The sequence below is a fragment of the Cupriavidus taiwanensis genome (assembly GCF_900250115.1).
Taxonomy (GTDB): Bacteria; Pseudomonadota; Gammaproteobacteria; order Burkholderiales; family Burkholderiaceae; genus Cupriavidus; species Cupriavidus taiwanensis_B.
Window position 1 is genome coordinate 1 of the sequence record NZ_LT984804.1, and the last position, 12,123, is coordinate 12,123.

The window sequence follows — 12,123 nt, forward strand, 5'->3', positions numbered from 1 at the left end:
CTAGCAATGCGGTGGCTTGTGTACCTGTTTCTGCGTGACAAGCTTTGCGGCTTCGAGTACAAAGGCGGGTAATCCGAAGCCAGCCACTATGCCCATCAAACGCTCCCCGGCCGCCACGGGGGATCGAAGCGTCCTCGATCTGGACGCCGAACCCTCCCGCATCATTGTTCCCGGCAACGAGAACATCCTGGTTCCGTCCGAGAAATTCCAGCGCCTGTTCGACGAAGCGCAGGCCATGGAGCGCGAAGACGCCTGGCAAAGCGGCGAAGTCGGCTTCCTCAGCCGCGCCAGCGTGCAGGTCACGCTGCCATATCGCGCGCCCAAGGGCGCGCCCCCGGTCTGGACCCGCACCAGCGGCAATATTTCGCTGATGATCCAGCCGGGCTATTTCACGCAGCAGCGCTCCGAGCGCGCCGCCAACGGCCGCCAGAAGCTGGTGTCGGAGACCGTATCGCTGGGGTACCCGTATGGCTCCTATCCGCGCCTGATGCTGGCCTGGATCGGCAAGGAGATCATGGCGAAGAAAAAGCGCGGGGAATTCACTGGCACGGTGGAAGACCGGCGTATTTCGCTTGGCAATTCGCTGTCGGAGTTCATGTACAACCTCGGCATTCCGATGGCCACCGGGGGCAAGCGCGGCACCATGACGCTGGTTCGCCAGCAGATGATCCGCCTGTTCTCGGCGACCATCGCGATCGTGCAGAACAAGTCGACGCCGAGCCAGAACCAGAATCCGAACCACGAGCCGCTGTCGATCGATCGCGTGGGATACCTGCTGGCCGATCAACTGTCGACCTGGTGGGATCCGATGCAGCCCGGCCAGGGCTCGATGTTCGAGAGTTTCGTGGTGCTGTCCGAGCCGTTCTTCAACGAACTGGTGAACCGGCCAGTACCGGTGGACATGCGTGCGCTGAAGGCCCTCAAGCAGTCACCGTTCGCGCTCGACGTGTATTCGTGGCTGACCTACCGTTTCTTTACGATTCAGCGCCGCACCGAGATCCCCTGGGAAGCGCTGCAGATGCAGTTCGGCACGGAAACCGAAAGCGAACGCAAGTTCCGCGCATTGTTCCGCAAGGCGCTGAAAGACGTGCTGGTGGTCTATCCGGGTGCCAAGGTGGACGCGGATTCGTCCAAGGCGCTGATCCTGCAGCCGTCGCGCACCAGCGTGCGCAAGCTGGGCTGACGCGCACTACGGGCGGGCAGGCCCGGACGCAAAAAAGGCAAGCGCTCCGCGCTTGCCTTTTTTGTTGCCCGCTGCGAACGCGTCGCGGCGGGTGAGGGGTCAGCCGAGGCTGGATCAGGCCGGCTTGATTGCCGAAGCCTGCAAGCCCTTCGGGCCTTGCTTGACTTCAAACGTCACGCGCTGCCCGTCCTTCAGAGTCTTGAAGCCCGAGCCCTGGATTTCGGAGAAGTGCGCGAACAGATCTGCACCACCGTCGTCCGGGGTAATGAAGCCAAAGCCCTTGGTCTCGTTGAACCACTTGACCGTACCGGTTGCCATAGGAATTTCCTTTTCGAAGCAAGTTCTTGTACACAACGCAAACAACCGTTCAAGCACGTTGAGTTCTCGTAGATACCGAACGGAAGCCGACGAGGTGACACGACTTGACTCGACTGTAGCGCGCATCATAACCACTTTGGATTACGGTGTCATGTGCGGCGTAATGCGCACTACAGATACTTTAGGCACATTCCGGTCTGCTTTTCAAGCAATTTTACTGACTTGCCCAAATTCACCCGTCTAAATGGCAGTCCCGTAACCACTGGCTCGAAACACAATATTTGTTAAATTGGGAAAAGGTTGATACGTCACCTGGTTTTGGCTACAGTTGCGCCTTAAGAATCAACCGCGCTTTCAGCGCTGAAAGAGAGGTCGCAGTGCCAGCCAAAATCATTACGGTCTTCAACCAGAAAGGCGGTTGCGGCAAGACGACGGTCAGCATGCACCTGGCCGGCACGCTGGGCCTGCGCGGGGCGCGCTCGATGCTGGTCGACATGGACGAGCAAGGTACCGCTACCCGATGGGCGGCCCAGGCCAGCGACGAGCGGCCATTCCCGGCCTCGGTCATCGGGCTGGCGCCATCCGGAGGGGCCATGCATCGTGAGGTCCGCAAATTCGTCCAGGATTATGACTACATCGTTGTGGACTGCCCGCCGGCAGTCCATTCAGCGGCGCCGTCCAGCGCGTTGTTGATCTCCGACCTCGCGATCATTCCCGTCGTGCCGTCCCCGCCAGACCTGTGGGCGGCGGTGGCAGCCAAGACGCTGGCCCAGCACGCCCAGGTACAGAATGAATCGCTGCTGATCCGGGTCATGGCGAATATGGTCCAGCGCCGGGTGTCGATTGCCCGCCAGGCGATTGAAATCCTTGGTGATGATGGCGACGTCCCGCTGTTGAATTCGATGATCGGTTCGCGTTCGGCGTTCCGCGAATGCCAGGCGATCGGCTGCACTGTCCATGGCGTGGCCGGTGCGCGCGAGGCAGTGCAGGAGGTCGACATGATGGTCGATGAAGTGTTGTCTTTGATTGAGCAATAGGCATGGCTACCAAACTAAAAAGCCTGAAAGCCGGCATGCTCGCCGGCATGGCGGCCGAGAAGAGCCGTAACGATACGATGGACCGCTTCGCGCGGGCGGAAGCGGCCATTTCCCAGCACCCCAACGGCCTGCTGCAGGGCAGGGCGGCGGCAGAAACGTCGCCCGGTTTCAGCGCTGAAAGTCTCGACGACGTCGCCGCGGGGCGGCAACTGATCCGGATTCCGCTGGCGCAGCTGCATGACAACCCGCTGAATGCGCGCCGTATCTACGATCCTGCGGTGGTGCAGGAGCGTGCCGCGTCGATCGCCACGCATGGCCAGAAGACCCCTGGCCTGGCGGCGCCAGATCCGGAGCGCCCGGGCCACTACATCCTGATCGATGGCCATTACCGCAAGCGCGCCCTGGCATCCGCCGGCAAGCTCGAGATGGAGTGTTTTGTCGAGAGCGACCTGAGCGACCTGGATTTCTACCGGCTGTCGTTCATGCTCAACGAGCAGCGCTCGGACCAGTCCGCGCTCGACAATGCCATTGCCTGGCGCCAGCTGCTCGACGAAGGCAAGGTCCAGAAGGAAGAGGAAATCTGCGAGCTGACCGGCATTTCCGCAGGCACCGTGAACAAGACCCTTGCGTTGCTGCGCCTGCCGGAGTCGGTACTGGGCGTGATGCGCGAATGCCCGAGCGCAATCGGCATCGCCGCCGGCTATGAACTGACGCTCTACTTCAAGCTGGCGGGCGAAGAGCGCACCCGCGAGCTGGCAGGGCGGATCATCCACGATGGGCTGTCCAGCCGCGAGGTCGAGGCGATCCGCAAGCAGGCGCAGGAAGGCAAGGCGCGCAAGGTCAAGGAGATCAGCCGCCAGTACAAGATCCGCACCGACAGCGGCCAGCTGCTAGGCACCATCAAGGAATGGGATTCCGGACGCGTGATGCTGGACGTGCAACTGACCGACCGCAGTGCGCGCGAGGCACTGGTTGAAGCCCTGAAGTCTCGCTTCGGACTCGACAAGACATTGCTTTGAAACGCTGAGACCAGCGATCACCGGTGTTCGGCTCGCCGCTGACGGGGGCGCCGAGATGCCAGGCGGGACAAATTAGGGGGGCAGTGGCGACACTGCCCCTCATTGTTTTTCAGGCGATCAGATCGCGCGGCGACCGTGCCGCGAATGCCGGATCGCAGCGTTCCCGATAGCGCGCCAGGGTCGCCGCAAGCAGGGCATGCAGGCCCCGCACCGAATAGCCGCCCAGCGGCTGCACCGCGCGCTTGCGGCGGGCACGCCCGGTGGGCGGCGCCGTCGCCGGCCCGATCAGGCAGACGTCTTCCATGCCCGGGCCATCCCATTGCAGGTCGCGGTCATGCCAGTGGCGCGCCAGCGCCAACTGTGTCGCGGGCGCAAGGCCGCCTCGCGGGCCGGGCGCGTCCCCACGATTGCCGAGGGTTCCCGAGTCGACGGCCGTGCCGCCTGCGGGCCCGGCCAAGGACAGCGATCGCCGCGTCGCCGATGACAACCGATCGAGGCTGAGCGCTTGCTCGCGCAACAGCAGGATGGCGGCGAGCGCGGCGCGGTAGCGCTGCCCGTCGCTGGCCTCGGCTTGCGACGCCAGCCATGACAGGAAGGCGGCGACGCTGTCGTGCGGCAGCGGCGCGCGGGGGGGCGGCGTCGCGCCCGTCGTTGCCGGTGTCGCAGCCATTTCGGCTGCGGTCTGCGCGGGCCAGCGCGCCGCGCACGGGTAGCCGTTATCGTGCATCCATCGGAACAAGGCAGCCAGCACGCGCAAGCTGTGGCGCTGGCTGGCCGGACTCAGCGCGCCGGTCAGCGGCCGCCATGCGGCCTGGTGGCGCGGTGCGCGTGGTCCGCACCATCGGCTGGCGGGTTCCGGCCTCGACAGGAACGCCAGGTAGGCCTCGCGGTCGCCCAGGTCCAGTTGCGACAGTGCCTTGCCGCGCTCCAGCGCCCCCCACAGCAACAGCCGCTCGGCCTCCTTGCGATACGCGGCAAAGGTGCTGCGGTGGCCTCCAGTGCTATGGCGCAGCCACGCCTTGACGACGGTTACGCCGTGGCGGTACGGACAGGCATCGTCGCCCGGGGCGGTAGTGCCGCCCGCCCCGGGCGCTTCGTCGATCAACTCGAGCGGCAATGGCTGTGGCAGCGCCGGACCCAGTGCCAACGGTTGCAGCGGCGCGCGGTTGCCGACGTGCGCGTGCAGCAGCGGCGCGCCATCCGCGCCCTTGAAGACCGTGCGGTGCTCGCCGAGCCAGCGGTTGATGGCCGTGCCGGCAAGCGCGCCAATGCGCGGCACGGCCCGCCACCAGGCCGTGCCGCGCAGATTGGCGAGATCCAAAAGAGCTTTAAGGGTCACAATTTCGGCATTGCGCAGGCGCCGCGCCAGCGCCGGAGCAAACCACAACTCCACACTGTGCTGGGCCTGGGGAGCTGCCATGCCGAGCCGTTCTAGCTCACCGAGGGCCTCCACCCGGCGGTCCATGCCCCGGTTCGAACGCCCGGGGCCGGCCAGCAGCAACTCGGCCAGGTCCGCGCGGCCGTGCAGGTGGGCGAGCTGGACCATGCGGTCGCGCAAGCCCAGCAGGATGCGCAGCGCCGACTCGGCCCCGGCGTCATCGTCGTCCGTGTCGTCGGAGAGATAGCGGGGGACCACCATTGCGGCCGGCATGCCCTGGACATAGGCACGCACGGCGGCGAACTCGCTGCGAGTGAGGCTGACAGAGGGGGCGGCAGGAATCATCGGTAGCTTGCGCAGTATCGCTAACTTATTGATTTATAAGGCACTCCGGCGGAGGCAGAAATCGTCCGGCCCGAAATGCATAGCAAAATGCAATGCCGATAATTTTATGCGCAATGGCGCAGAATGCACAGGCCCGCCGGCACGGTCTCATCCGTAGGCTGCAATCAGCCGGCATGAGACCGGGCAAGCGGCGGCGCAAAGCGCCGGTTGGGGATTACCCGCTGCAGCGCACCATTACCTTGCATTCGCGGGGCGCGTTTCATATGCTGCAGTTCAGGAGTTATAAATACTTAGATCAGATTTCAGCCGAATCTAAGGCTCTTGCAACATAAGCGTTTCACACGCACACCGGGGCGATCCGGTATCTCCAGGGTAAGGGCGACCTTGCAGTCAGACGGGTAGGCTGCGCGGCGTCCCCGGAGCAATGGCGGATCGTATGGAGGTGCAACCGCAGGATAGCGGGGCACGTCCGACAAGCAAGCACGGATTTTCGCGGGGTCCGGGCTTGCCGCAATAATAAGAGAGCGGCCATGGCCACCATCCTCTTGATCGAGCCTCACCCCCTCCTGCGCCTGGGTCTGCGCCACCTGCTGGCCCAAGCACACCTCGACGGCGACCTGCTGGACATCGATCCGCTGGCGCCCATCGATTCCGACCTGTGGCTCAACGATGCCGACCTGATGGTCTACGGACTGCCGGCCGACCACGCCAGCGGCTGGTCCCTGCTGGAGCAGTTGTGCCAGCGGCTGCGGCCACAGCGAGTGCTGGTCCTGAGCGAGCCGGCGATGCCGGCGCTGCCCGAGGCCGGACTGCCGGAGCCGGTGCGCGGCTGCGTGCCGAAGCATTGCAGCGCCGACGCGCTGGATGCGGCGGTGCGGCTGGTGCTGGCCGGCGGCGAATGCTTCCCGGCGTCGAGCCAGCCGTTGCCGGGCCGGCACGCCGGCACGGATGCCGTCGCGGCGCGCCTGGCGCCGGCGGCCCCGGGCGATGCCCGGGTGGTGGCGCTGCGCCCCGGCGCGGACGATGCCGGCCACGACAACGCGGTGCCGGCGGTGCAACGCCAGTTCGCCGCGCACGCCAGTGCGTACGAAACGCCATCGGCCGGCGCGCACCTGCTCAACATCACCGAGCGCCAGTACGAAGTGCTGGCATTGCTGGCGCGGGGCTATCCGATCAAGACCGTCAGCCGCATGCTGAACATCTCGATCGCCACGGCCAAGACGCATGCCTGCACCTTGTATCAGCGCCTGCATGTGCGCAACAAGGGCGAAGCGGTCTACGTGGCCCTGCAAAGGGGTGCCACGCTCAACTGGGCGGGACCGGACCCGGCGGCACCGCCGGCGCGTGTGCCGGTGCCGGTAGGCCAGGCGGCCTGAGCCGCTTGCCCGCGACGGCGATGCTGGTCGCGGGCGCCCTCGTGGCTCATCCTTCTGCTGCGCCACGCTCCGCCAAAAGCATGAGGCAGGGGTGGCGGCGGCTTGCTACCTTCTGAGGGAAGAGATCCGCACAGACCGACGCCGGCGAGTTGGCGCTGGCGCGATGCCTTCCCCGCCGGGCCGCCCCGCCGCCCGGAACCGACCGCGCGGCCACTGCCATGGCCGCCCGGGTTGCCGCCGGACCGAGTCAATGCCGACCTACCTGATCGCCAGCAATGAAATGATGTGCCGGGTGCTGGCCCGACGCCTGCACGCCCTGGACCTGCCCAAGCCGATCAACTGCCGCACGCCGCAATGGCTGCAAACCTCGGCGCAGGCCCCGGCATCGGCTGCGCCGACGCAAACCGCAACGCAGGAGCTTCAGACCGTCGCGGGCGACACGCCTGCGCACGCCGGCGCCGAGGCTGCCGCGCAACTGCCGCCGGATCCCGCGGATATTGCCGTGATCGATTGCAGCGGCCTCGACGGCGATCCGCGCGCATGGCTGGACCAGTTGCACGCGCGCCTGGCGCCGCGGCGCTGGCTGGTCTTGTCGGATCGCCTCGAGCCCGCGCTGATCGTGCATGCCGCGCTGCTCGGCGCCAGCGGCTGCCTGGCGTTGCCCGCGGCGATGGACCTGGTGTGCGCGGCCACCGCGCTGGTGTGGGCCGGCGGCCAGTGTTTCCCGCGCATGGCGCTGTCGCTGGGCGCGACCTGTGCGCCAGCGCCCTCCCTCCTTTGTGCGACCCCTCCTACAACCACCGGATGAGGGCGCAATATTGCTGATGGCCTATGCTTGATTCGCCCGGAGGCAGAAGCTGGCCCTCATTTGCAGGCTGGCCGTCCCGGGGAGAAGGGGGTCGTATGGAGGCCGGACTGGAGTTCCTCGTCGTGCGCGGCTTTGCGGTGCGCGAGGGCCGGGGAAAGTGGGCGTGCTGCTTCGAGATCAGGCTCGCCGCCCATCGCGGCGAAGGTTGCGGCGCGGATGGCGCTGCCGGCAGCGATGAGCCGCTGCTCTATCGGGGAGAACTGCACGGGCGCCAGTTCGATTGCGAGCTGGCCGCCGCCGATGCCGCGCGCGCGGCCGGCGAGCGCGAAGCCTTGCTGCGCGTGGAGAGCCTCAGGGCACTGATCATCGCGCAGCATCGGCACCGCGTGCCGCCGTCACTGGTGAGCTGAACCTGCAGGCACGCGCAGCTGTTGTGCAGCGGCACCCGGCGCGAGCGCCCGGTGCCGCTGTGCGTTTGTGCGGGCCGCATTGTGTTGTCCGCCCTGGTTGGTCGCAGTGGTTGGTCGCAGTGGTTGGTCGCAGTGGTTGGCTGCAGTGGTGGGTCGCTGTGCGGGCGGCGCAATCGCGCGCTTGATGCCGCCGTCGCGACGATGCCTTCCCGGCCGGCAAAAAAAGAAGCCCGCCGACCGGGGGACCATGCGGGCTTTGAAAACGCTGCCCCGGTGATGCAAGGGCAGCGATCCCGATTGAACATATCGAATTGCGCAAAGACTCTCTATCCACCAGACGGCCAATGCAGTCATGCACTCTCAACCTGTCTGCACCCTTACCGGCGCAGGCCGGGGCCTGGCCGCACGCGCGTGCGGCGCTGGACCAGGCGGCCGATGCCGCCACGCGCGACGCGGTGTTACGCTGCGCCACCAGACCCTGACGCTTACTGCTTGCGCCCGCCCATGAGCCACTGGCATCTCGTTTCCCTGTTCGGCGAATCCGCCTACCTGCTGCCCTGCGCCGTGTTCCTGGCGTTGTGGCTGTACTGGCGCGGCGCGCCTGGCAGCGCGCGCCACTGGGTGCTGGCGTTCGCCGCGGCCGCGCTGCTGGTGCTGGCATCCAAGCTCGCGTTCATGGGCTGGGGCATCGGCAGTGCGGCGCTGAACTTCACCGGCTTCTCCGGCCACGCGATGATGGCGGCGTCGGTGCTGCCGGTGCTGCTCTACCTGGCGGTGCCGGCCGCGTGGCGGCGCCTGGGCTGGCTGGCCGCCGCCGCGGGCGTAGGCCTGGCGTTGCTGGTGGGGGTGTCGCGGCTGGCGCTGCATGCGCACTCGGTGTCGGAGGTGGCGGGCGGCCTGGGCGTGGGCCTGTGCGTCAGCCTGCCGTTCATCTTGCGGCGCACCACGCCGCACGGTCCGCTGGCGATGGTGCTGGCGAGCGTGGTGCTGGCCTCCGCGCTGGTGATGCCGATGGCCGGCACCGTGGGCGCCTCGCACGCGCTGATCCAGCAACTGGCCATGCTGCTGTCCGGCCGCGACCGACCCTTCCAGCGCGGCGAATGGGCCATGCACTGGCGCCTGCCCGGGTACGCCACGGTGCACGCCGCGGTGCGCACCGGGCCCGGCTGAGCGCGACCGCGCCGCGCCGATTTTCGCGCCACGGGCTGTGTGCGCCCGCCAACAGACACTGGCGGGCGGCTCGGCAACCATCGCTCCATCGAGCATTGCATTCGCGGTGGGCAGCCATGGCATCCAGTTCGACCTTTGCGGCAGAGCGCCACACGGCGCTGCACTTGTTGTACCGGCTGGCCGACGCCGTGCTGGTAGGCGCCTGCGCGGTGATGATGGGTGCGCTGTACTTTCCGGAGGGCATTCGCGGCGCCGCGCCAGTGCACGGCTTCCTTGCCGCGCTGTGCTCGATCGCGGTGCCGGCGGTGTTTCCCGCGTTCGGCATCTACGAATCTTGGCGCGGCCGCAGCCGTGCGGCGCTGGTGCTGCGCCTGCTGGCGGCATGGACCACGGTGTTCATCGTCGGGCTGATGGCGGCGTTCCTGATGCACCAGATCGCGGCGGTGTCGCGGGTCTGGTCGCTGGGCTGGTTCGGTTCCAGCCTGTTGGCGCTGGCGGGGGTGCGTGCCGTCATGTTCCGCATGCTGGGCAATGTGCGCGAGCAAGGCATCAACGCCAAGCGCGTGGTGATCTTCGGCTACGGGCCGCTGGGGCGCGAGATGTACCTGCGCGTTGACCAGATCCGCGCCGCGGGCTACCGCGTGGTCGGCATCTACCATGAGGAGCCGATCGCCGTGCCCGACGGCGTGGTCTCGCTGCGCACCATGGACGAGGTCAACCTGTTCGTGCGCAGCCAGGCCGTCAGGGAGATCTGGCTGACGCTGCCGATGGTGGCGTGCCGCGACCTGTACGACGTGGTGCGGCAGTTCCGCAACGAGCTGATCGACATCCGCTGGATTCCCGACGTGATGTCGGTGGAGCTGCTCGGGCATCGCTTCAGCGAGTTCCTCGGCCTCCCCGTGATCGACCTGAACAGCCCGCCGGTGTCGGGCATCACCGGCCTGCTCAAGGCCAGCTTCGACCGCGCCTTCGCGCTGGCCGCGCTGGTCGGGCTGGCGCCGCTGCTGCTGGTGGTGGCGGTGCTGGTGAAGCTGTCGTCGCCCGGGCCGGTGCTGTTCCGGCAGCGGCGACTGGGCATGGACGGGCGCCCGTTCGATGTCTTCAAGTTTCGCACCATGCGCCAGCACGCCGACGTGGGCGTGACACAGGCGGTACGCGGCGATGCGCGCGTGACCCGGGTCGGCGCCTTCCTGCGCCGCACCAGCCTGGACGAGCTGCCGCAGTTCTTCAATGTGCTGCGCGGCGAGATGTCGGTGGTGGGGCCGCGCCCCCATGCGATGGAGCACAACGAGCTCTACAAGGAGCTGATCGACCGCTACATGCTGCGGCACCGGGTCAAGCCTGGCATCACCGGCTGGGCCCAGATCAACGGCCTGCGCGGCCAGACCGATACCGTCGAGAAAATGCGCCGGCGTATCGAGTTCGACATCTACTACATCCAGCATTGGTCGTTCCAGCTCGACCTGCAGATCATCCTGCGCACCGCGCTGCACGGCTGGACCGGCGCCAGTGCGTATTGAGGGACAGCCGCGGCGGTGCCGGGGGGCGCACGGATTGGTGCGCAAACGTACCGAAGCCGCAGGCTGTTAAGCGTGCAATAGGTCGCACCCATAAAAACCGGAGGCGTTCCATGAAAGCAACCATCCGCAGCATCCTGGGCGAAGTTGCCCGGCTCGATGTGCCGCTCGCCGACCTGGCCGACAGCGATGACCTGTATGCGGCCGGCCTGTCCTCGCTGGCCACCGTGCACGTGATGCTCGCGCTCGAGAACGCTTTCGACATCGAGATCCCGGACCAGATGCTGACGCGCCAGCTGTTCCGCAGCATCGATTCCCTGGCCACCGCGGTCGAGCAGATCCGGCGGCAGCAGGAGGCGGCATGAACCCCGTGGCCAGGATGGCGCTGGCGCCTTCCAGCGGGGGCGCCGTGTGCGCGCAAGCCGAGGCGCTGCTCGCCGCCGCCCGGGCCGCCGCTGCGGTCGCGCAGGCCCATGCCGACGCGGTCGACCGCGACGCGCGCTTTCCGCAAGAAGCCTTCGACAGCCTGCGCGAGCACGGCCTGGTCGGTGCCATGGTGCCGGCCGCGCAGGGCGGCGCCGGGGCTTCGCTGGACACGGTGGCGGCAATCTGCCGCGTGCTCGGCGCGGCGTGCGCGTCGACCGGGATGATCTACGCCATGCACCAGATCCAGGTGGCCTGCGTGATCGAACACGGCAGCGGCAGCCCCTGGCACCAGGGCCTGCTCGCGCGCATTGCCGACGAGCAGCTGCTGCTGGCTTCGGCGACGTCCGAGGAAGCCATCGGCGGCGCGCTGCGCAGCAGCGGCTGCGCGCTCAACGTCGCCGACGAACGCTTCCACCTGCTCAAGATGGCGCCGACGATTTCGTATGGCGCGCATGCCGACGGCATTTTGATCACGTCGCGCCGCCATGCCGATGCCGCGCCATCGGACCAGGTGCTGGTGTGCGCGCTGAAGCCGGACTACTCGCTGCAAAGCCTGAACGCGTGGGACACGCTGGGCATGCGCGGCACCTGCAGCAACGGCTTCCGGCTCGAAGCCACCGGCGCGCTGGCGCAGGTGCTGCCGGTGCCGTTCGGCGAGATCGCCGACGCCACCATGACGCCGGTGTCGCACATCCTGTGGAGTGCGCTGTGGCTCGGCATCTGCAGCGATGCGGTGGCGCGCGCCAAGACCTTCTTTCAGGGGCAGGCACGGGCGCGGCCAGGCGCGCTGCCGCCGTCGGCGCCGCGCGTGGCCGAAGCGGTCAGCCTGCTGCAGCTGATTGAAGGGCGGCTGGAGCTGGCGCTGGAGCAACGGCGCCATGCCGAGCCGCCGGTGGCGAGCGCGTTCGCACTGGCCGCGGGCATGAACGGGCTCAAGACCACTGTGTCCACGCTGGCGCTGGAGGCGGTGCAGCAAGCCATGCTGGTGTGCGGCATGGCGGGCTACAAGCATGGCACGCCGTTCAGCCTGGGCCGCCACTTGCGCGATCTTTGGTCGGCGCCGCTGATGATCAACAACGATCGCATCCTGACCAACACGGCCAATCTGTTGCTGGCCGATCGTTCCTGAGGGAGAT

12 protein-coding genes are annotated in these 12,123 nt (G+C 67.3%); 10 read left to right on the top strand and 2 right to left on the bottom strand.

Annotated elements, in window-relative coordinates; all coding sequences use genetic code 11:
• Nucleotides 1-88 precede the first annotated feature (88 nt).
• A complete protein-coding gene (locus CBM2586_RS16840) occupies nucleotides 89-1,183 on the top strand; it encodes a replication protein RepA (RefSeq protein WP_115665869.1) in 1,095 nt (364 codons plus the stop codon).
• Between the two features lie 114 nt (nucleotides 1,184-1,297).
• Here CBM2586_RS16840 and CBM2586_RS16845 read toward each other — a convergent pair whose 3' ends face one another.
• A complete protein-coding gene (locus tag CBM2586_RS16845; protein ID WP_006159056.1) occupies nucleotides 1,298-1,501 on the bottom strand; it encodes a cold-shock protein in 204 nt (67 codons plus the stop codon).
• Nucleotides 1,502-1,878: 377 nt separating this feature from the next.
• On the opposite strand from CBM2586_RS16845, the gene CBM2586_RS16850 reads away from it, so the two are divergent.
• Entirely contained in the window at nucleotides 1,879-2,538 is a 660-nt protein-coding gene (locus tag CBM2586_RS16850; RefSeq protein WP_012354867.1) for an AAA family ATPase, read from the top strand.
• A 2-nt stretch (nucleotides 2,539-2,540) separates the two neighbouring features.
• Entirely contained in the window at nucleotides 2,541-3,557 is a 1,017-nt protein-coding gene (locus CBM2586_RS16855; RefSeq protein WP_115665868.1) for a ParB/RepB/Spo0J family partition protein, read from the top strand.
• 109 nt (nucleotides 3,558-3,666) lie between these two features.
• Here CBM2586_RS16855 and CBM2586_RS16860 read toward each other — a convergent pair whose 3' ends face one another.
• Complete coding sequence (locus CBM2586_RS16860) at nucleotides 3,667-5,280, bottom strand: phage integrase family protein (protein WP_115688807.1); 1,614 nt, start codon at nucleotides 5,278-5,280, stop codon at nucleotides 3,667-3,669.
• Nucleotides 5,281-5,810: 530 nt separating this feature from the next.
• Between CBM2586_RS16860 and CBM2586_RS16865 the strand changes: the two genes are divergently transcribed.
• The 7 genes from CBM2586_RS16865 (at nucleotide 5,811) to CBM2586_RS16895 (ending at nucleotide 12,116) form a co-directional block, all read left to right on the top strand.
• Nucleotides 5,811-6,656, top strand: a complete 846-nt coding sequence (locus CBM2586_RS16865; protein ID WP_115665866.1) for a helix-turn-helix transcriptional regulator — start codon at nucleotides 5,811-5,813, stop codon at nucleotides 6,654-6,656.
• A gap of 250 nt (nucleotides 6,657-6,906) precedes the next feature.
• Nucleotides 6,907-7,464 carry a response regulator transcription factor gene (locus CBM2586_RS16870; protein WP_115665865.1) on the top strand — a complete coding sequence of 186 codons (558 nt, stop codon included), beginning with the start codon at nucleotides 6,907-6,909 and terminating at the stop codon, nucleotides 7,462-7,464.
• Nucleotides 7,465-7,559: 95 nt separating this feature from the next.
• Entirely contained in the window at nucleotides 7,560-7,874 is a 315-nt protein-coding gene (locus CBM2586_RS16875) for a hypothetical protein (protein WP_115665864.1), read from the top strand.
• A 504-nt stretch (nucleotides 7,875-8,378) separates the two neighbouring features.
• Entirely contained in the window at nucleotides 8,379-9,044 is a 666-nt protein-coding gene (locus CBM2586_RS16880; RefSeq protein ID WP_115665863.1) for a phosphatase PAP2 family protein, read from the top strand.
• A 116-nt stretch (nucleotides 9,045-9,160) separates the two neighbouring features.
• Nucleotides 9,161-10,564: an undecaprenyl-phosphate glucose phosphotransferase gene (locus CBM2586_RS16885; protein ID WP_115665862.1), complete on the top strand. Its 1,404-nt coding sequence runs from the start codon at nucleotides 9,161-9,163 to the stop codon at nucleotides 10,562-10,564.
• Nucleotides 10,565-10,674: 110 nt separating this feature from the next.
• Nucleotides 10,675-10,926, top strand: a complete 252-nt coding sequence (locus CBM2586_RS16890; protein ID WP_115665861.1) for an acyl carrier protein — start codon at nucleotides 10,675-10,677, stop codon at nucleotides 10,924-10,926.
• Nucleotides 10,923-12,116: an acyl-CoA dehydrogenase family protein gene (locus tag CBM2586_RS16895; RefSeq protein ID WP_115665860.1), complete on the top strand. Its 1,194-nt coding sequence runs from the start codon at nucleotides 10,923-10,925 to the stop codon at nucleotides 12,114-12,116. The genes CBM2586_RS16890 and CBM2586_RS16895 overlap by 4 nt, the downstream gene beginning before the upstream one ends.
• Nucleotides 12,117-12,123 lie beyond the last annotated feature (7 nt).

What these genes read in the sequence shown, in the direction of transcription:
- CBM2586_RS16860 (WP_115688807.1), bottom strand. Translation starts at nt 5,280, where the DNA reads ATGATTCCTGCCGCCCCCTCTGTCAGCCTCACTCGCAGCGAGTTCGCC.
- CBM2586_RS16865 (WP_115665866.1), top strand. Translation starts at nt 5,811, where the DNA reads ATGGCCACCATCCTCTTGATCGAGCCTCACCCCCTCCTGCGCCTGGGT.
- CBM2586_RS16885 (WP_115665862.1), top strand. Translation starts at nt 9,161, where the DNA reads ATGGCATCCAGTTCGACCTTTGCGGCAGAGCGCCACACGGCGCTGCAC.
- CBM2586_RS16870 (WP_115665865.1), top strand. Translation starts at nt 6,907, where the DNA reads ATGCCGACCTACCTGATCGCCAGCAATGAAATGATGTGCCGGGTGCTG.
- CBM2586_RS16855 (WP_115665868.1), top strand. Translation starts at nt 2,541, where the DNA reads ATGGCTACCAAACTAAAAAGCCTGAAAGCCGGCATGCTCGCCGGCATG.
- CBM2586_RS16880 (WP_115665863.1), top strand. Translation starts at nt 8,379, where the DNA reads ATGAGCCACTGGCATCTCGTTTCCCTGTTCGGCGAATCCGCCTACCTG.
- CBM2586_RS16840 (WP_115665869.1), top strand. Translation starts at nt 89, where the DNA reads ATGCCCATCAAACGCTCCCCGGCCGCCACGGGGGATCGAAGCGTCCTC.
- CBM2586_RS16895 (WP_115665860.1), top strand. Translation starts at nt 10,923, where the DNA reads ATGAACCCCGTGGCCAGGATGGCGCTGGCGCCTTCCAGCGGGGGCGCC.
- CBM2586_RS16890 (WP_115665861.1), top strand. Translation starts at nt 10,675, where the DNA reads ATGAAAGCAACCATCCGCAGCATCCTGGGCGAAGTTGCCCGGCTCGAT.
- CBM2586_RS16845 (WP_006159056.1), bottom strand. Translation starts at nt 1,501, where the DNA reads ATGGCAACCGGTACGGTCAAGTGGTTCAACGAGACCAAGGGCTTTGGC.
- CBM2586_RS16875 (WP_115665864.1), top strand. Translation starts at nt 7,560, where the DNA reads ATGGAGGCCGGACTGGAGTTCCTCGTCGTGCGCGGCTTTGCGGTGCGC.